Raw genomic sequence first — 24,866 nt, 5'->3', positions numbered from 1 at the left:
TCCCCTCAGCGCCGGGTCAGGGATTCTTCTGCAATCTCTCGAAGCCAGCGCGGCAGCGCTGCAGGAGCGTGTAGAGGCCGGGGCTGCGCTTGACCACCGATTTCGCCCGACCGAGCGCGACTGCAAGGGGATAGGCCGCCGTGCCTTTCCAGGTCAGAGGCATCAGGATATCGTGCTGCACGGTCTCCTCCGTGCACCAGCTCCGCTTGTAGACCTGGTCGCCGAGCCCGAAATCGAAGACGGTGGCGCCCTCACCGCAGGCTTGCTCGATCATCAGCCAGAACAGAAGTTCGCCGGGGCTCGCCTCCGGGCAGACGCTCTCATCGATCGAGCTGAACTGGCAAAGCATGTGCCCGCCCTTGCGCGAGAGCCCGGCGATCGCCGCGACATGCCCCTCATGCCGGCCGCTGAGGCGAATGGCATGCAGGACGAGCGGTGTGTCGGCGCCTTGCTGCGGCGCATCGAGCAGGCGATGAAAGAAATCGCGGGTCGCGGAGGCGCGGAAGATATCCGGCAGGCCGAAAGCCTTCAGGCGCGCGCCTTTCTGGCGGAAGAAAACGTCGAGCAGCGCGTGCTTTTCTTCGCTTGTCGCCGGGCTGATATGTTCGAACCCGCCGAGCGCCCCCAGTTTGCGGCTTTGCAGGCGGAATTTCTTCCTTCGGGTCTTGGCGTTGAGCTGCGCGATCGTTTCCTCGAACGAGGCCCGGAGCGGAAGCTGGAAGGAGCGGTTGGGGTTTTCGGCAGTCGCGAGCGCGGCGAGGGGATGGCGGGTGCCATGCCATTCAAGCGGCACGTTGTCGTAGACGAGCAGGTCCGCATGGGAGGCAAGCGTCAGCTTCAGCAACCGGGTGAGAGGCGCAAGGGCTTGCGGATCTGGAAGGGGGAAATCCTCGCTGAAGAGCCCGGTATTGAGGTTGTTGAACCGGCCGCCGGGCGGACGGGCGATGCGGGTGCCGAATGTTACGGCCACTTCGAGCGGCAGAAGCATCACCGTGCGGCCGTCGAAACGGCCCTCCACGACAATGCCCCGGTTGCCATGCGCTTCGAACCAGGCGCGGCACCAGTCATAGCCCTGATGCAGCGAGTTTCGCTCAAGGTTCTCGAGCCGCCGCCAGGCTGTCTCCAGCGAAGGCAGGTCCTCGGTCACCGAAAGGCTAAGGTCGGCAAGGGAAAACCGCCCGCCTGCCCGGAGCTCTTCCGGGCTCTGGGCACTGCCGAGCGCGTTGACGAATTCGGTTTTCCGCTTGTGCATCTCGCCCCTGCCGATCACTGTCGGGATGATAGGCGGGGCCATCGAAAGAATGGGTTTACCGGGCCTGGTGCTGCGCCAAATCTGCGGGATTTGGTTAATGCGAGGTGACGGGACGGCGGGTCACTTCGGCTTCGGGCCGGCCATCCATTTGATGATCAGCATGGCCGGCAGTATCCAGATGAGTCCGCTCAGGAGGAAATAGAGAAGGTGGACCCACCAGGGGGAGGTGCCGAGCAGAAGGGTGGCGAAGGTCGTGGCCGCCAGCGCGTAGAAGATGACGAGGCAGATGATGAGGATCGTGCCGATGAAGCTTCTGAGGCGCGCGGGCATGTTGTCTTTCATCTCCTCATGGGGCTTCATTTAGGCATCCGCGACCGCATGCCGCAAAGGATCGGGGCTTGTTTTGCATGGGTCTATGGGGCAAATCAACGCCGAAGATGAGGGAACGGACGATGTCCGCCCCTTTTCCCGGAACCGCAGGAGTGACCATGTCGGCGGCGGACGTGACGGCAGCAAATATGTTGAGTGAGACGAAGCGGCGCGAGCGCGACCGGCGCGCGGTACGCATCTGGCTTGGCATGGTCATCTTCACGCTCTTCTGTCTTGTTCTGGTCGGCGGCGCGACGCGGCTGACCGATTCCGGCCTGTCGATTACCGAATGGAAGCCGATCCACGGCGCCATTCCGCCGCTCTCCGTGGAAGAGTGGCAGGAAGAGTTCGAGCTCTACAAACGCATTCCCCAATACGAGCAGATCAACCACGGCATGACGCTCGACGAGTTCAAGTCGATCTTCTGGTGGGAATGGGCGCATCGACTGCTGGCGCGCGCGATCGGCATCGTCTTCGCCCTGCCGCTCCTGTTCTTCTGGCTGACGGGACGCATCGAAAAGCAGTTGCGGTGGCCCCTGGTTGGCTTGCTGGCGCTCGGCGGTTTCCAGGGCTTTATCGGCTGGTGGATGGTTTCCTCCGGTCTCAGCAAGCTCGTCAGCGTCTCGCAATACCGGCTGGCGGTCCACCTGACGATCGCCTGCCTGATCTTTGCCGGCTGCGTCTGGATCATGCGCGGATTGTCGCCGCATAGCGGCGATGCCGCGAAGGGCGGCGCGAAGACGGGCGCGGTTCTGGTGGCGATACTTTCTCTGTTCCAGATCTATCTCGGCGCGCTGGTGGCGGGGCTCGATGCCGGCCTCAGCTACAATACCTGGCCGCTGATGGACGGCGCGCTGGTTCCGGCCGACCTCTTCATCCAGCAGCCCTGGTGGATCAACCTCTTCGAAAATCCGAAGACGGTACAATTCGTCCATCGCATGGGCGCCTATCTCCTCTTCGCCGTAGCGCTCTGGCACATGGCGGCGACGCTGCGCTCAGTGCCGGGAACGACGCATGCCCGTCGCGCCATCCTGCTCTTCGGGCTTATCTGTCTCCAGGCAGCGATCGGCATCGCGACGCTGCTGACCCAGGTACATCTGCATGTCGCGCTTCTGCATCAGGCCGGCGCGCTGGTGGTGCTCGGCTTCGCGATCGCCCACTGGCGCGGCTTTGTCGGGGAATATCCTGCAGCGAGGGCGGTCGAGGTCCGGAATTAGGCCTGATCGAGCACGTTCTTGACTGCGGCGACGACCTTGAGTTCGTTGTCGCGCTCTTCCTCGCTACCGTCCTCTTCATGCCAGGCGGCCGAAAGGCAGCCATAGGCAAAGGCGTAGCGCAGGAGGGTGCGCACATCGCGCCCAAGCGTTTTGGCGAAGACTTCCGCCATGGAGGCGATGCGCCCCTCGTCGCGGGTGAGGTCGAAGCGGTCGAGCGGATTGGAGAACATGTTGGCGACATCGAGCGCCGCATCGCCGATCAGGCCGACCGGATCGATAATGAGCCAGCCGCGGGGCCCAAGCATGATATTCTCGTGATGCAGGTCGCCATGCAGCGGCTTGACGTCACGTTGATTGGCGATCAGCGCTTCGGCCATCGCCGCGCCTTCGAGATAGAGGCTTTCGATCCCTTGGCTGCGGTCCGCCTCCGCTTTCTTGAACAGGCTTTCGAAATAGCGCTGGAGGGGCTGGAGGGTTGCCGGAGGTGGCACATCCGAGGGGTGATGATATTTCATCAGCACCTCGGCGGCGATTTCGGTCGCTTGCGCGTCCCCATGCGAGACGAGACGGTCGCGGAGCGTCTCCTTGCCGGCATGTTCGAGGAGTATGACATTGCCCGAACGCGCCAATACGCGGATGGCGCCGATCCCGTCGCGCCATTCGAGGAAATCGACGCCGCGAAGATTGTCGGCAAGCGCCTTCTTCTTCAGCACCTTGACGATATCGATCTCGCCGCCGGCCCGCGTCACCTCATAGACAGTGCCGGCCACCGTATCGGCGATACGGTGCGCGCTTTCGATCCGCCATTCGGTCGGAAAGGCTGCGATGCCCTTGTCGCTCATGCCGAAAGCATCAGGTCCATGTTCTGGACGGCCGCACCCGAGGCGCCCTTGCCGAGATTGTCGAGCAGGGCCACGAGATTGACATGGGCGCCGCCTGGCGTGCCGAACACGAAGAGCTTCATTCCATCGGTATTGACGAGTTCCTCGGCATCGACACGCGGCAGAGCCTTGCTTTCCTCGAGCGGCACGACGGTGACGATATCCTGTCCGGCATAATGCTCGGCGAGCGCCTTATGGATGCCCTCGATGGTCGTTCCTTCCTTGAGGTCATCAAGGAAGAGCGGCACCTGCACGATCATGCCTTGCGCAAACCGGCCGACGGACGGCGAGAAGAGGGGGGCGCGGTCGAGCTGGCCGTGAATCTTCATCTCCGGGACATGCTTGTGCTTGAGCGGAAGTCCGTACAGGAAATTGTTGGCGCTGATTGCGTCTTCTCTGGACCGGTCTTCCATCTGCGCGATCATCTGCTTGCCGCCGCCGGTATAGCCGGAGACCGCGTTCACCGTCACCGGATAGCCATCCGGCAGGATTCCGGTGACGCGCAGCGGCCGGATGAGTGCGATGGCGCCGGTCGGGTAGCAGCCCGGATTGGCCACATGACGGGCAGACTTGATCTTGTCGGCCTGAGCCTTGTCCATCTCGGCGAAACCGTAGGCCCAGGCAGGGTCGACACGAAATGCGGTCGACGTATCGATGACCCGAACCTTGTTGTTGCCGGCAAGCATGGAGACTGCTTCTTTCGACGCGTCATCCGGCAGGCAAAGGATGGCGATATCCGCACTATTCAGCAGGTCCTCGCGCATCGCGGCGTTGCGCCGCTCCGCTTCCGGGATCGACAGCAGCTCGACATCGCGACGGCCGGCCATGCGGGTGCGGATCTGCAGCCCCGTCGTGCCGTGTTCGCCATCGATGAAGATCTTCGCTGTCATTGTCTTTATCCTGTTGTTTCAGTGCCTTGGAGTGATATCCGGATTCAGTCTACCAGTTTGTTGAATCAGAAAATTAACGGGCGGAGAATTTCTCCGCGCGGAGCCCGAGCATATACATGGCAACCGTCGCCCCGGCAATGGCGGTGATATCCGCGTGGTCATAGGCGGGCGCGACTTCGACGACATCCGCGCCGCGGATATCGAGGGGGCCGAGCTTGCTCAGCACCGACAGGATCTTCGCGCTGCTCGGCCCGCCTGCGACAGGCGTGCCGGTGCCGGGCGCAAAGGCCGGATCGAGGCAGTCGATATCGAAGGTGAGATAGGCGGGCACGTCACCGATATGGTCCAGGATCAGCGCGGCGATTTCGGCCGCCGTCATGTCTTCCACCTCGTGCCCGTGGAGAATGCGGATGCCGCAATCCTCGGGCGCATGGGTGCGGATGCCGATCTGGATCGAGTGGCCGGCATGGATGAGGCCGTCACGCGCGGCGCGCGCCACGAAGGAACCGTGATCGATGCGCTTGCCGTCGTCGAACCAGGTATCCTGATGGGCATCGAACTGCACCAGCGCGAGCGGGCCGTATTTTGCCGCATGCGCCTTGAGGAGCGGCCAGGTGATGAAATGATCGCCGCCGAGCGTCAGCAGGAAGGCGCCGCTTGCGAGGATCGCTGCCGCCTCCTGCTCGATGGTGGCCGGGGTCTTCTGATGATCGCCGTAGTCGAGCAGGCAATCGCCGTAATCGATCACCGCCATTTCGGCGAATAGGTCGCGCTGAAACGGATATTGCGGGTCGTTATCGAAGATAGCGGAGGCCCTGCGTATTGCCTGCGGCCCGAAACGCGCGCCCGGCCGGTTGGAGGTCGCCGCATCGAAGGGAATGCCCCAGACGACCGCGTCGGCGCCCTTTAGGTTCTTGGTGAAGCGGCGGCGCATGAAAGAAAGCGCGCCCGCGAATGTCGGGTCCGTGGCGGCGGAGGTGAGGCTTTTGCCGGTGAAGGCATGGTCGATGGATTTCGAGGGCATGATCCTCTCCAGGATGGCTGCCGCAAGGTGCTTCCGACAAAACGGAAAAACAAGAGTGAAAACAAAAAAGGCGGAGCCGAAGCCCCGCCTTTTCGAAAGTCCAAATCCGGAAGCGATTAGCGCTTGGAGAACTGGAAGGAACGACGGGCCTTGGCCTTGCCGTACTTCTTACGCTCGACGACGCGGCTGTCGCGGGTCAGGAAGCCACCCTTCTTGAGGACCGAGCGCAGGCCCGGCTCGAAGTAGGTGAGGGCCTTGGAGAGGCCGTGGCGAACTGCGCCGGCCTGGCCGGAAAGTCCGCCGCCTGCAACGGTCGCGACGATGTCGAACTGGCCGGTGCGGGCCGCTGCGACGATCGGCTGCTGCAGGATCATCTGCAGGACCGGACGGGCGAAATAGGCGGAGAAATCCTTGCCGTTGACAATGATCTTGCCGGAGCCGGCCTTGATCCAAACGCGGGCGACCGCGTTCTTGCGCTTGCCGGTGGCGTACGAACGGCCGAGGTTATCGACCTTGCGGACGTGTACCGGAGCCTGGTTTTCGGCCGCCGGAGCGAGGTCCTTCAGAGAGGAGAGATCGGCCATTATCAGGCGCTCCTTACGTTCTTGCTGTTCAGCTTGGCCACGTCGAGGGCGACTGGCTGCTGTGCTTCATGGGGATGGTTCGGGCCGGCATAGACGCGCAGGTTCTTCATCTGGCGACGACCGAGCGGGCCGCGCGGGATCATGCGCTCGACAGCCTTCTCGACGACGCGCTCCGGGAAGCGGCCTTCGATGATCTGGCGCGCAGTGCGCTCCTTGATGCCACCCGGATAACCGGTGTGCCAGTAATACTTCTTGTCGGTATACTTCTTGCCGGTGAGGGCGATCTTTTCCGCATTGATGACGATCACGTTGTCGCCGTCATCCACGTGGGGGGTGTAGGTGGCCTTGTGCTTGCCGCGGAGACGGTTGGCAACGATGGTGGCGAGGCGACCGACGACGAGCCCTTCGGCATCGATGATCACCCACTTCTTCTCCACCTCGGCGGGCTTCTGAACGAAGGTTGACATGTTCTTGCTTCTTTCATCTGGACCCGAGCTTCCGGATGTTCCGAATGCCGGGCGTTTCTTGTTGCTTGGCTTGCCGTAGGCGGCAAGAGAGAATGCAGTCCGGGAAGGTCTGCAGACTGTGGCGGCTTATACCGGCGACGGAAAAAATGGTCAAGCTCGCCAATTTCACGAGTTGAAAAATAGATCAAGCAAAATCAATGGGTTATTTATGTGGTGTTACTGTACCACATTATTTCGGCGGAATCGAATAGGTCGCCACGGCCTGGGCGACCGGGGAATCGTCTTTCTCCTGCGTGAGGATGGCGTCGATGACGGCCAGTCGCTTGCCGAGCTTCAATATCTTGCAGTCGCAGAAAATCGGCGCGAGCTTCGGCTTGCGCAGGAAATTGATGTTGAGGCTGGTGGTGACCGCGAGCGCCACCGGACCGATATGGGCGAGGATTGCCGCATAGGCTGCGACATCCGCGAGCATCACCATGGAAGGGCCGGAAACCGTGTCGCCGGGACGCAGATGCCGTTCGCCGGGTTCGAAGCGCATGGTAAGCCCGCCGGGCCGAATATCGGTTACCGAAAGAACGCGGCCATCCGCGTGCACCTGCGGAAAATGGCTTTCCAGAAAGGCGTGGACATCCTCGATAGTCATGATGGGGTGCATCCCGGTTCCTTCCGCTCTCTCGCCGCTATGGCGCAGGGAATTGAACCGGTCGAAATCAGTCAAGATCGGAGCCGTCAATTTATTGTCGTAGTCCATGTGCAAAGATGCTGAAACATCAGCCCTCCTGATCTTGCCGGTTCCAGGCAAGATTAAGACGGCTTATGCAATCTATGATTGAAATATTTCAAGAATTGCCTGGAGCGGGAGAAGCGGCATCGGCTGGTGAAATCCAATCGATCTGAAAGCAATATTTGATGAATCCGTGAAACAAAGCGTGAATTGTCGATCGGCGCCCGTCCGGATCGAGCTGTAAGCGAGATATTTCGCTTGATGCGGTTCCGCGCGGCTCGATCAGTAGGAACCCCTAATTCAACCATAAGATGGCTCTAATATGCCGGGGTACGGAACGCGAATGTTCCCGGAACATTGGTGAAACGCCGGACGAGCCGCCTTAGGCAAGCCGGAAATCCTGTTGTGGAAAAGAGAATGGGAAGGCCCATCGGATTTGGCGGAATGTTACCTAAATAAGGGATGAGGAGCGGTGAACGGCCGTTTCCGTCGCAGGAGGTAAACATGAACCACGACCGCTACGACGACGCTTATATTGCCGAGATACTGAAGACGACCCGAACGATCGCGCTGCTCGGCGCATCTCCCAATCCGGAGCGCCCGAGCAACCGGGTGATGGGCTTCCTGCTTTCGAAAGGCTATCGCGTGATCCCGGTCAATCCCGGACAAGCAGGCAAGGAAATCCACGGGCAAAAGGTTTATGCCCATCTTTCCGATATTCCCGAGCCGGTCGACATGATCGATGTTTTCCGGGCCGCCCAATATCTGGATGGCGTGGTGGACGAAGCGCTGGCCCTGCTGCAGAAACCGAAGGTCGTCTGGGGGCAGCTCGATATCCGCGACGACAAGGCGGCCGCCAAGGCCGAGGCCGCCGGCATCGCGGTGGTGATGGACCGCTGCCCGGCAATCGAATATCCCCGCTTAATCGCCTGATCGGCCTCACAACCGCAAAGGGAGATTCCCGCTTGCCCGAGATGCCGGCTGCTTGGAATCTTATTCCTTGATTGCGGGCCAGCCAGCGGGTTTCTTGATCAGGCAAATATCTGTCGTTTGAGGAGAGGGCGCCATGCCGACACGCAGTCCGGGATTTTCCACGCTCGCCGTTCATGCCGGAGCCCAGCCCGACCCGACGACGGGAGCGCGGGCGACCCCGATCTATCAGACGACATCCTTCGTCTTCAACGACGCCGATCATGCGGCGGCGCTCTTCGGGCTGCAGCAGTTCGGCAATATTTATACCCGCATCATGAACCCGACCCAGGCGGTTCTGGAGGAGCGCATCGCCGCGCTCGAGGGCGGCACGGCCGCTTTGGCGACCGCCTCCGGCCACGCGGCGCAGATGCTCGCCTTCCACACGATCATGGGTGCGGGCGACAATTTCGTCGCCGCGCGTCAGCTCTATGGCGGCTCGGTCAACCAGTTCGGCCATGCCTTCCGGAATTTCGACTGGCAGGTGCGCTGGGCCGATAGCGCCGATCCCGAAAGCTTCGAGAGCCAGATCGACGATCGCACCAAGGCCATCTTCATCGAAAGCCTGGCCAATCCCGGTGGCACTTTCGTGGATATAGCGGGCGTAGCCGAGGTAGCCCGAAGGCACGGACTGCCGCTGATCGTCGACAACACGCTCGCAAGCCCCTATCTGCTGCGGCCCATCGAGCATGGGGCCGATATCGTCATTCATTCGCTGACGAAATTCCTCGGCGGCCATGGCAATTCCATGGGCGGCATCATCGTCGACGGCGGCACGTTCGACTGGTCGAAATCCGGCAAATACCCGATGCTTTCCGAACCACGCCCGGAATATGCCGGCATGGTGCTGCACCAGACCTTCGGGAACTTCGCTTTCGCGATCGCGGCCCGCGTGCTCGGCCTGCGCGACCTCGGGCCGGCGATCTCGCCCTTCAACGCCTTCCTCATCCTAACCGGCATCGAGACGCTGCCGCTCAGGATGCAGAGACACAGCGACAACGCGCTTGCGGTGGCGAAATGGCTGAAGGAGCATGAAAGGATTGCGTGGGTGCGCTATGCGGGGCTTGAGGACGATCCCAACCACGCGCTGCAACAGCGATATTCTCCGAAGGGCGCGGGTTCCGTCTTCACCTTCGGCATCAAGGGTGGATACGAGGCAGGCAAGGCCTTCGTGGAAGGCCTCAAGCTCTTCTCCCACCTTGCCAATATCGGCGATACCCGTTCGCTTGTCATTCATCCGGCCTCCACCACGCACCGGCAGTTGACCGAGGAGCAGCAGGTCTCCGCCGGCGCCGGTCCGGACGTGGTGCGCCTGTCGATCGGCATCGAGGACGCCGCCGATATCATCGCCGATCTCGAACAGTCGCTCGCAAGGGTTTGAGGTGGGGCATGGCATCCTGGTTGACCTTCGATCCCTCCACCGTCGAGCCCGAGCTTGGCGCGCCTCAACCCGACCGGCTGATTTCCGGCGATCCGCAATTCCGAACCTGGAATTTCGAGGAGGCGGAAGGCGGGCTCTATGCCGGCATATGGGAAGCGACACCCGGCAAGTGGCGGATCATTTACGAGGAATGGGAATATTTCCACATTCTCTCCGGCCATTCGATCGTGACCGAGGAGGGCGGCGAGCCGGTGCATCTGCGCCCCGGCGATAGCATGATCCTGAGACCCGGCTTCAAGGGAACCTGGGAAGTCGTTGAAACGACTCGTAAGGACTACGTGATCAGGGTGTGATCACCACTTCAAATTCAGCCGTTCGAGCCCGTGGAAATGATAGACGTCCTTCACCTTAGGCGGTGACGCGATCCTCAAGCCCGGCAGACGCCGGAAGAGGATCGGCAGCACGGTATTGAGTTCCAGGCGTGCGAGCGGCGCGCCGATGCAGAAGTGTATGCCCGCGCCGAAGGAGAGGTTCGGCGCCTCTTGCCGGTCCGGCTTGAAGGTGAGCGGCTCGGCGAATTTCCTCGGGTCGAGATTGGCCGCGGCGAGGATGAGGCTCACCTTGTCGCCGCGCGTGAAGGAAAGGCCGTCCACCTCGACATCCTCGAGCGCCCAGCGCTGGAAGATATGGACCGGCGCACAGATGCGCAGTGTCTCCTCGACCGTGCGTTCGGTCGTTGCCTCGTCTTGGAAAAGATCGGCAGGAGCGAGGCCGCTTTCCAGGATCACGCGAACCGAATTGCCGATCTGGTGCACGGTCGCCTCATGGCCGGCATTGAGGAGCACGATGGTCGTCGAGACCAGTTCGTCATCTGTAAGGTACTGCCCCTTATGCTCGGTATGGATCATGTGGGTCAGCAGGTCTTCGCGCGGGCTTCGGCGGCGCTCGGCGACAAGGCCCTTCACATAATCCGCGAACTCCCTTGCCGCCCGGTCGGCAGCGTATTCATCCTCAAGGCTGCGTTTGAACATGTACATGCCGACATAGGCATGCGACCAGGCAAGCAATTGCGGGCCCATTTCGTCGGGAATGCCGATCATCCGGGCGATCATGGTGACGGGAATGATATCGGCGAAGGAGGAGAGAAGCTCCGTCTCGCCGTCCCTCTCGAACCCGTCGATGAGTTTTTCCGCCAGTTCGGCGATCTCCGGCCGCAGGCGTTCGATATGGCGGGAGACGAAGGCGCGGTTGACCAGCGTGCGCAGCCGCGTGTGTTCCGGCGGCTCGATTTCCAGCAGCGAATGGCGTTCCGCCAGATCGAAGTTTTCGAGATGGGGCAGGGGATCCGGAAGGCCGAGTTCCTCGCGGCTGGCGATATGCAGGATCTGCCGGCCGAAACGCCGGTCGCGCAAGAGTGTGTTCACATGGTCATAGCCGGTGAAGAACCATTGCCGCTGTTCCTCCCAATAGAAGGTCGGACAATGCTCGTGCAGAGCCGCGTAGACCCGGTTCGGATCGCCGTAGAAGGCCGGGTTGCGGCCATCGAGCGAGACGTGGCGGGTTTCGGGATCGATGCGCAGGAAATCAGCCAAGGGGAGGGGTGTTGCGGTCATGACCACATTGCTAGCTCAATCCCTTTGGCTGCGAAAGCCGCTACTCGCCGACCGCCGCACCCTCGCGGCGTGGATCGGCGCTGCCGGCAAGGCCGGTCGCCGTGACCTCGATCGCATGCAGGCCGGAATTCATCTCGCCCGCCTTCACCTCGTATCCGAGCGCCTTCAGCGGTTCGGCCAACTCCTCGGCGGTCGTGCCGGCTTCGATATCATAGGTGCCGAAACGATTGATGAGATGCGGCTGGGCGACGATCTCCTCTACCGGCATCTGCCAGTCGATATAGGCGATCAGCGCCTGCGCCACGTAGCCGATGATCTGGCTGCCGCCGGGAGAGCCGATCGCGAGCAGCGGCTTGCCGTCCTTCATCACGATGGTCGGCGACATGGAGGAGCGAGGCCGCTTACCGGGCTCCACGCGGTTGGCCACCGGCAGGGCGCCGTCATGGGTCTTGAAGGAGAAATCGGTAAGCTCGTTGTTGAGCAGGAAACCGTTCGTCATCAGCCGCGAGCCGAAGCCGCTTTCGATGGTCGTGGTCATCGAGATGACATTGCCTTCACTGTCCACGATCGAAAAATGACTGGTGGATGGCATTTCGAGCGCCTCGCCACGGCCGAAGAGCAGGGCGTGATCCCATTCCGGTTCGCCCGCTTTCACCGCATCGGCGGCAAGCGCCTTGTCGCCGTCGAGCAGGGCGGCGCGGGTGCCGAGATAGTCTTTCGTCAAAAGCCCCTTGATCGGCGCGGGCACGAAATCCGGGTCCGCCAGATAGCGCTCGCGGTCGGCGAAGGCGAGCCGCTGCGCATCGCCGATGAGACGCCAGCTCTCCGGATTCTGCGGGCCGAGCCCCCGCAAGTCGAAGTTCTCGACGATGCCGAGGATCTGTCCGACCGCGACCGCGCCGGAGGAGGGCGGGCCCATGCCGCAGATATCGAGTGCGCGATAGGTGACGCAGACCGGTTCGCGCTCCTTGATCCGGTAATTGGTGAAGTCAGCCAGCGAGAGCACGCCTGGATTGCCCTCAGCGTCCCGCACGGTCTTCACGATCGCCTCGGCAATCGGGCCGGAGTAGAAGGCATCGGCGCCGCCGCTCGCGATCGTCTTCAGGGTTTCCGCATAGGCCGGGTTCTTGAGGATGGCCCCCGCCTTCAGCGGCGCGCCGCTTTCGTCGTAAAAATAGCCGCGCGGCCCTTCGTATTTCTTGAGCCGGTCTCCTTCGGAAGCGATCAGGCCCGCCAGGCGAGGAGAGACGGCAAAGCCCTCCGTCGCGAGCTTTTCCGCCGGTCCGAACAGGCTCGCCCACTCGGCCTTTCCAAGACGTTGGTGAACCTCGTGCAGCAGCTTCACCGTTCCCGGCGTGCCGACCGAGCGGCCGCCCACCACCGCATCCATGAATTTCAGAGGTTGGCCCTGATCGTCGAGGAAGAGCTTCGGCGTTGCCTCCATCGGAGCGGTTTCGCGTCCGTCGAAGGTGGTGAGCTTCTGCGTGGCGGCATCGTAATAGACGAGGAAGGCGCCGCCGCCAAGGCCGGAGCTCTGCGGCTCCACGAGGCCGAGCACCGTCTGGACCGCCACCATGGCGTCTATGGCGTTGCCGCCCCTGGCGAGAATTTCTCGGCCCGCTTCCGCCGCCAGCGGATTGGCTGCCGCCACCATGGAGCGCTTCGTCTCGGTTCGTTTGGCGGACGTGAAGCCGGTCGCGCGCTCGGGCGCCACGGTATCTGATGCCTGTTGCGCAAGCCCTTGGCCGGGCAAGATGAGAAGCAAAACGAAGATGCTGCTGAGAAGAATTTTCCGCACGGCCTGCTCCCGCCATTCCCGATCACTGCCGATCGGGCTCCATTGTTTGACCATCGAGAGAATGTGGGCTTGCGCGGGCTGCAGGCAAGATCAATTTCGAAGAGGCTGGCGATCAGCGCTGGGCGATTGCCGTGATCCGCCTCAGTGCGGTGACCTGCCGGCTGGCGCTGATTTCCGCCTCCATCGTCTCTTCGGAGAGCCGGTGGACCGAAGGAACGATCAGGAGCGTTCCATTGCTTTCGACGGCGGTCCGGTCGCGCCCGGCTTCCTTGGCTGCATAAAGGGCGCGGTCGGCTGAGCTCAGCAGCTTGTCCAGGTCCGCTGTTTCTGCCGGCAGGAGCGCGATGCCGGCGCTGGCCGTGACATCGATCCGGTGAGGTCCCGCGACGATGGGTTGGAGCGTGAGCGTCATGCGGATGCCTTCCGCGATACTCGCCGCCTCGACCATGTCGGCGACACGCAGGATGCTTGCGAATTCCTCGCCGCCCATGCGGCCGAAGAAGCCGCGTCCGTTAAGCGACGTGGCGGCGATCCGCGAGAATGCGACGAGCACGGTGTCGCCTGCCTGATGCCCGCAGGTGTCGTTGATCCGTTTGAAGTTGTCGAGATCGAAATGCAGGAGCGCGACGAGCGGTTTCTGCGGATTTTCTGACGCGCGGAGATTTTCGAGTTCGTCGATCAGGCCGCGCCGGTTGAGAGCGCCGGTGAGCGGATCAGTGGCCGCCAGCGCCTTGAGCTGTCGCTCGGACCGTTCGGCCAGGAGTTTCCCGCAGGTCATGATGCCGGCCACGAAGCAGAAAGCGGCGGGGAAGAAGAGGAGGGTGGCGCTCGTGCCTCCGGCAAACGACGTTACCTGGTTGACGACGGCCAGCACGCCGGTCAGGCCGCTGCAGATGAATTGGACGCCGATAAAGAAGACGAGCAAGCGTCGCGTCGAACGGGAAGCATCCTGCTTCTTCAACAGGATGCCGATCATGATGGAGTAACCCACCATGACCGCGACGTTGTAGAGCGCGACGCGGTAGGCGAAGTTGTCCCTGACCGGGATCAGGAACATGCCGGCGATCCAGATCAGGGCGGGGATAGCGACGAAGGGCTCGACCGGCTTGCCGTCGAACTGCAGCAGCCCGGCGATCCACATGCCGACGCCTGCGAGCGCCATGGTATTGGCGACCTGGATCGAAACGAAATCGGGTATGTCTCCGCGCAGCGCGACCAGTGCCACGCCTATCCCGTGCAGGGCAAAGCCGATGCTCCAGCTGAGATAGAAGGGATCGCGCTGATACTGCCATCTGGACAACAGGACGAGGCTGAGCGTCAAAGCCTCCGCCGTCCAGATCAAGAAACCAGTGACGATGTCCAAAACACGTTTCCCCCGTCGAAGTCGGTCCCCCGCAGAATACACCGGGGAATCTTTAAAAGCGGTTGCCGGGCCGGAACAGGGCCCGATGCGGAGCTCAGTCGGAGACTGTTGGATGAGGGGCGTTCATTTTCGCTTTACCGTGAGCGACGAAACCTGTGGGCGCGCTATCGCTTCGGCAAGGGAGGAAGGCCCGCTCGGCGAACGGGAGGCCTGCCTTGCCTTCCTTCCGGCGATTAATGATATCGGTCGCTCCGTCTTGAAGTACCGGGCGCTGACACTCTATGTAGGGGATGACCAATTTTATCTGATTCCGGGGAGCTGACGGCATTCCGGCACGCGTTTGACAAAGGACGGACATGAAAAATCCAGTTGATACCGCCATGGCCCTGGTGCCGATGGTCGTGGAACAGACCAATCGCGGCGAACGCTCCTACGACATCTATTCGCGCCTGTTGAAGGAACGGATCATCTTCCTGACCGGCCCGGTGGAAGATCATATGGCTTCGCTGGTCTGCGCCCAGCTTCTCTTCCTCGAGGCCGAAAACCCGAAGAAGGAAATCGCGCTCTACATCAATTCCCCGGGCGGCATCGTCACCGCCGGCATGGCCATCTACGACACGATGCAGTTCGTGCGCCCCGCCGTTTCGACGCTCTGCGTCGGTCAGGCCGCGTCCATGGGATCGCTGCTTCTGGCCGCCGGCGAGAAGGGCATGCGCTTCGCAACTCCGAATGCGCGCATCATGGTGCATCAGCCCTCCGGCGGCTTCCAGGGGCAGGCAAGCGACATCGAACGCCATGCTCGTGACATATTGAAGATGAAAAGGCGGCTGAACGAAATCTACGTGAAGCATACCGGCCGCACCTACGAGGAAGTCGAGAAGACACTCGATCGCGACCATTTCATGGCTGCGGACGAGGCTCAGGAATGGGGCGTCGTCGACAAAATTCTGACTTCGCGGCAGGAACTCGAAGGCAACACTGCGGATTAAACCGTCACCAGACCGCGGACTTCACCCCGTTGTGACGAAAAAATGAGGGTTTCAAGTCTCGCGGAAAGCGGTATTAGTGCTTATTAATGCTGTGTAGAGTTTTTATGACACGGCATCGTTTCTTTAGGGGTTTCGTTGCCGCCGGTCCGCAAAATGCGGATCGGTAGAGTGCCCCGAGCAAGGCGGGCCTGGTCGCCCCGGTGGGCGCCGGCCGGCAGGCAAAGAGTGGACCGCCTCTGCCCAGGCGGAGAGCGGAGTGCTGGAAGGAAAGTGATATGAGCAAAGTCAGCGGCAGCAACGGCGGCGACTCCAAGAATACTCTCTATTGTTCGTTCTGCGGCAAGAGCCAGCACGAAGTCCGGAAACTGATCGCCGGGCCGACCGTATTCATCTGCGATGAATGCGTCGAACTCTGCATGGACATCATCCGCGAAGAGAACAAGACCTCCATGGTGAAATCCCGCGATGGCGTTCCGACGCCGCAGGACATCATCAAGGTTCTCGACGAATACGTCATCGGCCAGAAGCAGGCGAAGCGTATCCTCTCGGTCGCGGTGCACAACCATTACAAGCGTCTCGCGCACGCCTCCAAGGGAGGCGAGGTGGAACTGGCGAAGTCGAACATCATGCTGGTCGGTCCGACCGGCTGCGGCAAGACCTATCTCGCCCAGACGCTCGCCCGCATCATCGACGTTCCCTTCACCATGGCCGACGCCACGACGCTCACCGAAGCCGGCTATGTCGGCGAGGACGTCGAGAACATCATCCTGAAGCTCCTGCAGGCTGCCGACTACAATGTCGAGCGAGCCCAGCGCGGCATTGTCTACATCGACGAGGTCGACAAGATCTCCCGCAAGTCCGACAATCCGTCGATCACCCGCGACGTTTCGGGCGAGGGCGTGCAGCAGGCGCTTCTGAAGATCATGGAAGGCACGGTTGCTTCCGTCCCGCCGCAGGGCGGCCGCAAGCATCCGCAGCAGGAATTCCTGCAGGTCGACACGACGAACATCCTGTTCATCTGCGGCGGCGCCTTCGCGGGCCTCGACAAGATCATCTCCGCCCGCGGCGAGAAGACCTCGATCGGCTTCGGCGCGACGGTTCGCGCTCAGGACGAGCGTCGGGTCGGCGAAGTGCTGCGGGAACTGGAGCCGGAAGACCTCGTGAAGTTCGGCCTCATTCCCGAGTTCATCGGCCGTCTGCCGGTTCTGGCGACGCTTGAGGACCTGGACGAGGATGCGCTGATCCAGATCCTTTCCGAGCCGAAGAACGCGCTGGTCAAGCAGTATCAGCGCCTCTTCGAGATGGAGGACGTGGATCTGACCTTCCACGAGGACGCGCTGCGCGAGATCGCCAAGAGGGCGATCGTCCGCAAGACCGGCGCCCGCGGCCTGCGCTCGATCATGGAAAAGATCCTGCTCGACACGATGTTCGAACTGCCGGCGCTGGAAGGCGTTCGCGAGGTCGTCATCTCCGAGGAGGTCGTCAAGGGAACGGCGCGTCCGCTCTACATCTATGCCGATCGCCAGGAGGAAAAGGCCAACGCCTCGGCCTGATCTCCTGCGTAAAGCAGACCTATCGAGCTTGAGAGGCCCTGCGGGGCCTCTTTTCGCAAATGGGCGACGAAAGCGGGCGCCGCGTTCGCTTTTTTCCGCTCCATCCACCGTTTTGCTTCGGCATGGGTTTGGCGAGACGCCCGGTTTGCATTAGAAAATAGATGAGGATCGTATTTCCGGCCGGGCATCGTTCTAGAGCAAGATGCCGAAACCGGATGAAGGACTACCGAGACGGTATTCCGCTGTTCAGCGTAGAAAGTGTTCGTGTTCCACTTGTAGATCGCTGCCCGATACTCCCAAAGGCGAATCTGCAAGGCTTGAAATCAATTTTCGGAAACTCCACTTTCGGTTGGAGTGAAGTGCCCGGATGACTTGTCCGGAACGTTTCCCGGAAACGGGATGAAAGGAAATGACATGACGAATTCAACGTCTGCGGCACCCGGCGGCGATACCTATCCGGTGCTGCCCCTGCGCGACATTGTGGTCTTCCCGCATATGATCGTGCCTCTGTTCGTCGGACGGGAAAAATCCATTCGCGCGCTCGAGGAAGTGATGGGCTCCGACAAGCAGATCATGCTCGTCACCCAGATCAATGCCGGCGATGACGATCCTGAGCCTTCCGCGATCTACAAGGTCGGCACGGTGGCGAACGTGCTGCAGCTCCTGAAGCTCCCCGACGGCACCGTGAAGGTGCTCGTGGAAGGCCGCGCGCGTGCCGAGATCGACAGCTACACCAACCGCGAGGAGTTCTACGAGGCTCAGGCCAACATTCTCGTCGAGCCGGAGGATGATCCGGTCGAGATCGAGGCACTGTCGCGCTCCGTGGTTTCCGAGTTCGAAAACTACGTGAAGCTGAACAAGAAGATTTCGCCCGAGGTCGTGGGCGCCGCGAGCCAGATCGAGGACTATTCGAAGCTGGCCGATACGGTGGCCTCGCACCTCTCGATCAAGATCACCGAAAAGCAGGAAATGCTGGAGACGGTCAGCATCAAGCTCCGGCTCGAGAAGGCGCTCGGCTTCATGGAAGGCGAGATTTCCGTGCTGCAGGTGGAAAAGCGCATCCGCTCGCGCGTCAAGCGCCAGATGGAGAAGACCCAGCGCGAATACTATCTCAACGAGCAGATGAAGGCGATTCAGAAGGAGCTTGGCGACGGCGAGGAAGGCCGCGACGAGATGGCCGAACTGGAAGAGCGCATCTCCAAGACCAAGCTTTCGAAGGAAGCGCGCGAGAAGGCTGACGCGGAACTGAAAAAGCTGCGCCAGATGAGCCCGATGTCGGCGGAAGCCACCGTCGTGCGCAACTATCTCGACTGGCTGCTCGGCATTCCGTGGGCCAAGCGCTCCAAGATCAAGGCCGACCTCAACAATGCCGAGAAGATTCTCGAGCAGGATCACTTCGGCCTGGACAAGGTCAAGGAACGCATCGTCGAGTACCTGGCCGTCCAGGCGCGCGCGACGAAGATCAAGGGTCCGATCCTTTGCCTCGTCGGCCCTCCGGGTGTCGGCAAGACCTCGCTCGCCCAGTCGATCGCCAAGGCCACCGGCCGCGAATATGTGCGCATGGCGCTCGGCGGCGTTCGGGACGAGGCCGAGATCCGCGGTCACCGCCGCACCTATATCGGCTCGATGCCCGGCAAGGTCATCCAGTCGATGAAGAAGGCGAAGAAGTCCAACCCGCTCTTCCTGCTCGACGAAATCGACAAGATGGGCATGGATTTCCGCGGTGATCCGTCCTCGGCCCTGCTCGAAGTGCTGGACCCGGCGCAGAACTCGACGTTCATGGACCACTACCTTGAGGTCGAATACGACCTTTCGGACGTGATGTTCATCACCACGGCGAACACGCTGAACATTCCGGCTCCGCTGATGGACCGCATGGAGATCATCCGAATTGCGGGCTACACGGAAGACGAAAAGCGCGAGATCGCCAAGCGTCACCTTCTGCCGAAGGCGATCAAGGAACATGCGTTGCAGCCGAACGAGTTCTCGGTGAGCGACGATGCCCTGATGGCGATCATCCAGCAGTACACCCGCGAGGCGGGCGTGCGTAACTTCGAACGCGAACTGATGAAGCTCGCCCGCAAGGCGGTGACCGAGATCATCAAGGGCAAGACGAAGTCGGTCGATGTGACGGCTGCGAACATTCATGACTATCTGGGCGTTCCTCGCTTCCGTCACGGCGAAGCCGAACGCGATGACCAGGTCGGCGTGGTGACGGGGCTTGCCTGGACGGAAGTCGGCGGCGAGCTGCTGACCATCGAAGGCGTGATGATGCCGGGCAAGGGCCGTATGACGGTGACCGGCAACCTCAAGGAGGTCATGAAGGAATCGATCTCGGCGGCGGCATCCTATGTCCGCTCCCGCGCGGTCGATTTCGGCATCGAGCCGCCGCGCTTCGACAAGAGCGACATCCACGTGCACGTTCCGGAAGGGGCGACGCCGAAGGATGGTCCGTCGGCCGGTGTCGCCATGGCAACCGCGATCGTCTCGATCATGACCGGCATCCCGGTTTCGAAGGATGTCGCCATGACCGGCGAAATCACCCTTCGCGGCCGTGTGCTGCCGATCGGCGGCCTCAAGGAAAAGCTGCTTGCAGCGCTCCGCGGCGGCATCAAGAAGGTTCTGATCCCGGAAGAGAACGCCAAGGATCTGGCGGAGATTCCGGATAACGTGAAGAACAACATGGAGATCATTCCGGTCTCCCGCATGGGTGAAGTCATCCGGCATGCGCTGGTTCGGCTGCCCGAGCCGATCGAATGGGACGGGAGCATCGAGACTCCGGTGATCGCAACCGTGGAAGGCGTCGACGACGCCGGAGCGGCTGTCGCCCACTGATTTCGAGCCTTGCCTATGTCAAATCGGCACTAGTCATCGAAAAAGCCGGCTTCAAGCCGGCTTTTTTTGTGAAAACTCACGTCTTCCCCCTTGTTTTTCAGGCGATTGCGGAGCTTTTCAGTTGCCATGGGCAGCCACGGAACTATTGTCTGCCCCGATTAAACGAGTCGTTCCAATACCGATTGAAAGGGGTGGAAACATGAACAAGACCGAGTTGGTATCCGCAGTTGCCGAAAAGGCTGGCCTCTCCAAGGCCGATGCCGCATCCGCTGTCGACGCCGTATTCGATGCCGTCCAGGCTGAGCTGAAGAAGGGCGGCGATATTCGCCTTGCCGGTTTCGGCAGCTTCTCCGTTTCCCGTCGCGAAGCATCGAAGGGCCGCAATCCCTCGACCGGTGCCGAAGTCGACATCCCGGCCCGCAACGTGCCGAAGTTCTCGGCTGGCAAGGGTCTGAAGGACGCCGTCAACAGCTGATGCGTCGCCCGTTGAGGGCACGCGGATATCTTTCGAGAACAGAAGGCCCGGCGTGAAGCTGGGCCTTTTTCGTGACCGCCACCGTGCAGCAGCGATGAAGCTTGCGGAGTGTCATGCGGGCGTCATCCTATTGTCATGCACCTGTCACGCGGCTGGCTCACAAGCCACCTGTTCGTTCCATGGACAGGAGGGCTTTCCATGACAATCCGTATTACTGCCGGTGCCGCACTGACTGCGGCCCTGCTTGCCTCGGCTGCCGTGCCGGCAGGCGCAGAACAGGTATTCAATCGCATCGCGTCCTTTCCGGTCGCGACCAATCTGCCAGCCGACAAGGACAAGACGTCCACGACCTCGGCCGAGATCATCACCGCCAGCGAGGACGGCAACACGCTCGTCTATTCCGACAGTCCGCTCGGCGCGATAGGCTTCATCGACATCACCGATCCCAAGGCTCCGAAGGCTGGCGGCGCGCTGGTCTTCGAAGGTGAGCCCACATCCGTCGCGGTGGCCGGCAACAAGGTTCTCGCGGCCATCAACACTTCCGAAAGCAGAGCCAATCCTTCCGGCCAGCTCGCGGTCGTCGATCTTGCGACGAAGAAGGTGGATGCGACCTGCGATCTCGGCGGCCAGCCGGATTCGATCGCGATTTCCGCCGACAAGAGCTTTGCCGCGATCGCCATCGAAAACGAGCGCGACGAGGACGTGAACGACGGCGCCCTGCCGCAGATGCCGGCCGGCGATCTCGTGATCGTTTCCCTGAAGGATGGCTTGGCCGACTGCGCCTCGATCAAGCGCGTTTCGCTGACCGGTCTTGCCGAGGTCGCCCCGGAAGATCCGGAGCCGGAATTCGTCTCCATCAACGATGCCGGTGAAATCGCGGTCACCCTGCAGGAGAACAACCATATCGTCATCATCGACGGCAAGTCCGGCACGGTGACCGGGCATTTCTCCGCCGGTGCGACCGATCTTGAAGGCATCGACAAGAAGACCGACGGCCAGCTTTCCTTCACCGGCAAGGCCGAAGGCGTGCTTCGCGAACCTGACTCCATCAAGTGGCTGGACAACAACCGCCTCGTTGTCGCCAATGAAGGTGACTGGAAGGGCGGTTCGCGCAGCTTCACCATCTTCGACCGCAGCGGCAAGGTCCTTTATGAAGCGGGCGCCTCGCTGGAGCGGGAGATCGCCCGCATCGGCCACTTCCCGGAGAATCGCGCCAAGTCCAAGGGTGTCGAGCCTGAAGGCATGGAAATCGCGAGCTTCAACGGTCAGAAATATATCTTCATCCTGTCCGAGCGCGCCTCGATCGTCGGCGTCTACAAGGATACCGGAGCGGAGCCGGAACTCGTCCAGCTTCTGCCCTCCGGTATTTCGCCGGAAGGTGCGGTCGCAATCCCCGGCCGCAACCTGCTGGCAACCGCCAACGAGGCCGATCTCAGCGAGGATGGCGGCGCCCGTTCGCATGTCATGCTCTACGAGCTTGGCGAAGGTGAGCCGAACTATCCGCAGCTCGTTTCCAAGGATATCGACGGCAACGTTGTCGGCTGGGGCGCTCTTTCCGGTCTGGTCGGCGATGCGGAGAAGGAAGGCATCCTCTATGCGGTGAGCGATTCGGTCTACGGCATGCAGCCGTCGATCTTCACCATCGACGCGACGAAGAAGCCGGCCGAGATCACCAATGTGCTGCGTGTGACCCGCAACGGCCAGCCGGCCCAGAAGCTGGACATCGAAGGCATTGCGCTCGACGGCAAGGGCGGCTTCTGGCTCGCCTCGGAAGGAGATTCTTCCAAGCTCGTCGGCCACGGCCTCTACAACGTCAACGCCAAGGGCGAGATCAAGGCCGAAATCGGCCTGCCGGCCGACCTGCTCGCCGGGGAGACCCGCTTCGGTTTCGAAGGCGTGACGACTATCGGTTCTGGCGACGACCTGACGCTCTGGATGGCTGTCCAGCGCGAGTGGAAGGACGACCCGAAGGGCACCGTCAAGCTCGTCTCCTACAAGCCGAAGTCCAAGGAATGGGGCGCCGTTCGTTATCCGATCGAGAAGACGGAAGAGGGCTGGGTCGGCCTGTCGGAAATCACCGCTCATGGCGACCAGGTCTATATCGTCGAGCGGGACAACCAACTTGGCGATGCAGCGAAGCTCAAGAAGCTTTACCGCGTCGCGATCGCCGACCTGAAGCCGGGCAAGCTGGGTGGCGAACTGCCGCTCGTCACCAAGGAAGAAGTCCACGACTTCATTCCGGACCTCAAGGCTGCCTCGAACGGTTACGTGGTCGACAAGCTGGAGGGCTTCACCTTCGACAAGTCCGGCAAGGCCTATGCCGTGACGGACAATGACGGAGTGGACGACTCCTCCGGCGAGACGCTGTTCTTCCAGGTCAACCTGGCGACGAACTGAGGCTTGCAACGCTGAAAACGGAAAGGCCGGGCATTGCTCGGCCTTTTTGCATTTGGCGATCCTGCGGTTTCACCGCAAGCCGGCTTCTGCCTCGATGGTGCGCGCTCGCAACAAAGACATATCCTTTACGCCCGCATAGAACACGATGAGCTCGACCGGCATTGCTCCGGTGACGCCCCGATGCACCGTTTCCACGACCTCGAGAAATCCCTGGCCTTTGCCGAACATCTTCTTTTCGCCGGTTTGCTTCTCGATCGTGATTTCACCTTCCAGCACATAGGCGGCGCAGGGCATCTGATGATCGTGCCAGGGGAGTTCGGTGTTGGCCGGAACCGTGATTTTCAGGAGGGACATTTCCGGCATGCCGTCAGGATAGGACTTGCAGACTGTTCCGTCCCACGACGTGCCGCTCTGGAGCAGAGTTTCCGATCGCAGAGAGGTCGGTCTGTCGGCATCGAGCATATATGGCGAGAATTGTATCGGTCTGGAATGCGTGATCTGCATACTCGTGACCATCATCAGGCCTCCGTTTGTCGGGTCAACAGTATTCCCTCGGGCCCGCCGGCTTCGCGCTCGTGGGCCGGGCCTTGCGGGTAAAAGCTTCCTGTTCGCATCCCCGGCGGAAACCGGGCGCGTCTCATTCTTTTGTGCTGATTGGATGCTGATCGTCTCCGATCCTTCATGGATCGGTTGCAATTATGATTTCATTGTATCCTAAGTTGCTTGTTTTGCAATGCAGCATTTAATGGTGCATTGCGAAATCTTTGTGAAGGCTGGGTGTGAGAAGGACCGAGCGGACGAATGGCCAGGCTATCCACAGGCCGATTCGGGCGATGCTTTCTTCATGCCCGGCATTTGCCTAAAACAAGGGTTCATCTCGGCCAACCAATGCAAGCGATTCGATGACGTCCTTCCGTTTCATCCATGCCGCGGACCTGCATCTCGGCAGCCCCTTCCAGGGGCTGGCGCTGAAGGATGCCGCGATCGCCGAACTCTTCATCGAAGCGAGCCGCAAGGCTTTTTCCGCGCTCGTGGAACAGGCGATCGCTGAAAAGGTGGATTTTTTCATCGTTGCCGGCGATGTCTATGACGGCGACTGGAAGGACAACAAGATCGGTCTCTTCTTTAACCGCGAAGTGGCGCGGCTGGAGCGGGAGGAAATTCCTGTTTTCCTCCTGAAGGGGAACCACGACGCCGAAAGCGTCATCACGAAGACCATCACGCTGCCGAGAAACGTGCGGGAATTCCCGGTCAACAAGCCGGGCACGTTCACGCTGGATCATCTGAAGGTGGCGCTGCACGGCCAGGGCTTTGCCGAGCGTTCGGCGACGGAGAACCTGGCGCTTTCCTATCCGGAGCGGCAGGCCGGCTGGTTCAATATCGGCGTGCTGCACACTTCGCTGACCGGCCGCGAACCGCACGCGCCCTATGCTCCCTGTTCCATTGAGGACCTGAGATCGCGCGGCTACGACTATTGGGCGCTCGGCCACGTGCATGATTACGAAGTGGTGAGCGAAGACCCGGTGGTGATCTTTCCCGGCAACTTGCAGGGACGCAGCATCCGCGAACAGGGCGCGAAGGGCGCGGTGCTGGTGACGGTCGAGGATGGCCGCGTCAGCCATGAGCGGGTGATTACCGATAGCGCCCGTTTCGCCGAACTTGCCGTTGCGGTGGAGCCCGAGGACGATATTCCCGCCATCCTGCAGCGGCTGGAAAGCGCGCTGGAGCCGGTCGTGGAGCGGATGGAGGGCCGGGCTCTGGCATTGCGTGTGAGGCTTACCGGCAGGAGCCGCTTCCGCCACGAGCTGGCGTCGCGCGCTCAGGATTTCCGCGACGAGGTGCAGGCGGCTTGCCATCGCTGCCACGAGGATATCTGGCTGGAAAAGCTGGAAGTGCGGCTGGAGCCGGAAGCGAACGGCAAGGCCGTTTCCAAGGACATTCTCGGCATCGAGGGCCTGATTCTGGCAGGCGCTTTCCCGTCGGAACTGCTTGCCGACGCGGAGTCCAGGATTGCCGAGATCGCCGCGCGCCTGCCGGGCGGGATCGGGGCGGGCGAGCTCGCTCTCGGCGGCGATGCCGAAACCC

At 61.5% G+C, this 24,866-nt stretch carries 22 protein-coding genes; 10 read left to right on the top strand and 12 right to left on the bottom strand.

The annotated features are described in order from the left end of the window. Positions 1-16: 16 nt before the first annotated feature. Both ACE04I_RS20905 and ACE04I_RS20900 read right to left on the bottom strand, forming a co-directional pair. Positions 17-1,252 carry a GNAT family N-acetyltransferase gene (locus ACE04I_RS20905; RefSeq protein ID WP_046793034.1) on the bottom strand — a complete coding sequence of 412 codons (1,236 nt, stop codon included), beginning with the start codon at positions 1,250-1,252 and terminating at the stop codon, positions 17-19. Between the two features lie 120 nt (positions 1,253-1,372). Continuing rightward, positions 1,373-1,582: a DUF2842 domain-containing protein gene (locus ACE04I_RS20900; protein ID WP_046793033.1), complete on the bottom strand. Its 210-nt coding sequence runs from the start codon at positions 1,580-1,582 to the stop codon at positions 1,373-1,375. Positions 1,583-1,740: 158 nt separating this feature from the next. On the opposite strand from ACE04I_RS20900, the gene ACE04I_RS20895 reads away from it, so the two are divergent. Further along, positions 1,741-2,838, top strand: a complete 1,098-nt coding sequence (locus ACE04I_RS20895) for a COX15/CtaA family protein (protein WP_487207584.1) — start codon at positions 1,741-1,743, stop codon at positions 2,836-2,838. On the opposite strand, the gene ACE04I_RS20890 is transcribed toward ACE04I_RS20895, so the two are convergent. The 6 genes from ACE04I_RS20890 to ACE04I_RS20865 form a co-directional block, all read right to left on the bottom strand. Then, positions 2,835-3,680, bottom strand: a complete 846-nt coding sequence (locus ACE04I_RS20890) for an aminoglycoside phosphotransferase family protein (protein ID WP_046792797.1) — start codon at positions 3,678-3,680, stop codon at positions 2,835-2,837. The two genes, ACE04I_RS20895 and ACE04I_RS20890, sit on opposite strands and share 4 nt — an antisense overlap. Continuing rightward, the gene (gene argC / locus ACE04I_RS20885) at positions 3,677-4,609 is read right to left on the bottom strand and encodes an N-acetyl-gamma-glutamyl-phosphate reductase (protein ID WP_046792796.1); all 933 of its coding nucleotides are present in this window, start codon (positions 4,607-4,609) and stop codon (positions 3,677-3,679) included. Before argC ends, ACE04I_RS20890 begins: the two co-directional genes overlap by 4 nt. A 73-nt stretch (positions 4,610-4,682) precedes the next feature. After that, complete coding sequence (gene speB, locus ACE04I_RS20880; protein ID WP_046792795.1) at positions 4,683-5,633, bottom strand: agmatinase; 951 nt, start codon at positions 5,631-5,633, stop codon at positions 4,683-4,685. 116 nt (positions 5,634-5,749) lie between these two features. Next, positions 5,750-6,217 (bottom strand): 30S ribosomal protein S9, encoded by a 468-nt coding sequence (gene rpsI / locus ACE04I_RS20875; protein WP_046792794.1) that lies wholly within the window; start codon positions 6,215-6,217, stop codon positions 5,750-5,752. Between the two features lie 2 nt (positions 6,218-6,219). Continuing rightward, positions 6,220-6,684: a 50S ribosomal protein L13 gene (gene rplM, locus ACE04I_RS20870; RefSeq protein WP_046792793.1), complete on the bottom strand. Its 465-nt coding sequence runs from the start codon at positions 6,682-6,684 to the stop codon at positions 6,220-6,222. Positions 6,685-6,913: 229 nt separating this feature from the next. Further along, positions 6,914-7,339, bottom strand: a complete 426-nt coding sequence (locus ACE04I_RS20865) for a PaaI family thioesterase (RefSeq protein WP_046793032.1) — start codon at positions 7,337-7,339, stop codon at positions 6,914-6,916. A gap of 573 nt (positions 7,340-7,912) precedes the next feature. Here ACE04I_RS20865 and ACE04I_RS20860 point away from each other — a divergent pair. The 3 genes from ACE04I_RS20860 to ACE04I_RS20850 all read left to right on the top strand — a co-directional run bounded on the left by ACE04I_RS20860 (position 7,913) and on the right by ACE04I_RS20850 (position 10,111). Then, entirely contained in the window at positions 7,913-8,341 is a 429-nt protein-coding gene (locus ACE04I_RS20860; protein WP_046792792.1) for a CoA-binding protein, read from the top strand. 133 nt (positions 8,342-8,474) lie between these two features. Then, a complete protein-coding gene (locus ACE04I_RS20855; protein WP_046792791.1) occupies positions 8,475-9,758 on the top strand; it encodes an O-acetylhomoserine aminocarboxypropyltransferase in 1,284 nt (427 codons plus the stop codon). 8 nt (positions 9,759-9,766) lie between these two features. Then, positions 9,767-10,111: a cupin domain-containing protein gene (locus tag ACE04I_RS20850; protein ID WP_046792790.1), complete on the top strand. Its 345-nt coding sequence runs from the start codon at positions 9,767-9,769 to the stop codon at positions 10,109-10,111. Here ACE04I_RS20850 and ACE04I_RS20845 read toward each other — a convergent pair whose 3' ends face one another. The 3 genes from ACE04I_RS20845 to ACE04I_RS20835 form a co-directional block, all read right to left on the bottom strand. Continuing rightward, the gene (locus ACE04I_RS20845; RefSeq protein ID WP_046792789.1) at positions 10,112-11,371 is read right to left on the bottom strand and encodes a cytochrome P450; all 1,260 of its coding nucleotides are present in this window, start codon (positions 11,369-11,371) and stop codon (positions 10,112-10,114) included. 40 nt (positions 11,372-11,411) lie between these two features. Then, positions 11,412-13,169, bottom strand: coding sequence for a gamma-glutamyltransferase (ggt, locus tag ACE04I_RS20840; protein ID WP_046793031.1), 1,758 nt, complete (start codon positions 13,167-13,169; stop codon positions 11,412-11,414). 112 nt (positions 13,170-13,281) lie between these two features. Further along, positions 13,282-14,532, bottom strand: coding sequence for a GGDEF domain-containing protein (locus ACE04I_RS20835; protein ID WP_052760336.1), 1,251 nt, complete (start codon positions 14,530-14,532; stop codon positions 13,282-13,284). A 356-nt stretch (positions 14,533-14,888) separates the two neighbouring features. Here ACE04I_RS20835 and clpP point away from each other — a divergent pair, with 356 nt between their 5' ends. The 5 genes from clpP (at position 14,889) to ACE04I_RS20810 (ending at position 22,781) form a co-directional block, all read left to right on the top strand. Next, positions 14,889-15,521, top strand: coding sequence for an ATP-dependent Clp endopeptidase proteolytic subunit ClpP (gene clpP / locus ACE04I_RS20830; protein WP_046792786.1), 633 nt, complete (start codon positions 14,889-14,891; stop codon positions 15,519-15,521). 275 nt (positions 15,522-15,796) lie between these two features. Next, the gene (clpX, locus tag ACE04I_RS20825; RefSeq protein ID WP_046792785.1) at positions 15,797-17,074 is read left to right on the top strand and encodes an ATP-dependent Clp protease ATP-binding subunit ClpX; all 1,278 of its coding nucleotides are present in this window, start codon (positions 15,797-15,799) and stop codon (positions 17,072-17,074) included. Positions 17,075-17,488: 414 nt separating this feature from the next. Continuing rightward, complete coding sequence (gene lon, locus ACE04I_RS20820; protein WP_046793030.1) at positions 17,489-19,909, top strand: endopeptidase La; 2,421 nt, start codon at positions 17,489-17,491, stop codon at positions 19,907-19,909. Positions 19,910-20,108: 199 nt separating this feature from the next. Next, positions 20,109-20,384 carry a DNA-binding protein HupB gene (gene hupB, locus ACE04I_RS20815; RefSeq protein ID WP_046792784.1) on the top strand — a complete coding sequence of 92 codons (276 nt, stop codon included), beginning with the start codon at positions 20,109-20,111 and terminating at the stop codon, positions 20,382-20,384. Between the two features lie 198 nt (positions 20,385-20,582). Next, positions 20,583-22,781 carry an esterase-like activity of phytase family protein gene (locus ACE04I_RS20810; protein WP_046792783.1) on the top strand — a complete coding sequence of 733 codons (2,199 nt, stop codon included), beginning with the start codon at positions 20,583-20,585 and terminating at the stop codon, positions 22,779-22,781. Positions 22,782-22,850: 69 nt separating this feature from the next. Here ACE04I_RS20810 and ACE04I_RS20805 read toward each other — a convergent pair whose 3' ends face one another. Continuing rightward, the gene (locus tag ACE04I_RS20805) at positions 22,851-23,300 is read right to left on the bottom strand and encodes a cupin domain-containing protein (protein WP_197082515.1); all 450 of its coding nucleotides are present in this window, start codon (positions 23,298-23,300) and stop codon (positions 22,851-22,853) included. A 383-nt stretch (positions 23,301-23,683) separates the two neighbouring features. On the opposite strand from ACE04I_RS20805, the gene ACE04I_RS20800 reads away from it, so the two are divergent. Further along, a partial coding sequence (locus ACE04I_RS20800; protein ID WP_487207583.1) for a metallophosphoesterase family protein occupies positions 23,684-24,866 on the top strand: 1,183 nt, incomplete at its 3' end.

The organism is Rhizobium moroccans (assembly GCF_057559155.1).
The sequence above is the reverse complement of the archived record's forward strand: the minus strand, read 5'-3'. Positions and strand labels throughout refer to the sequence as shown.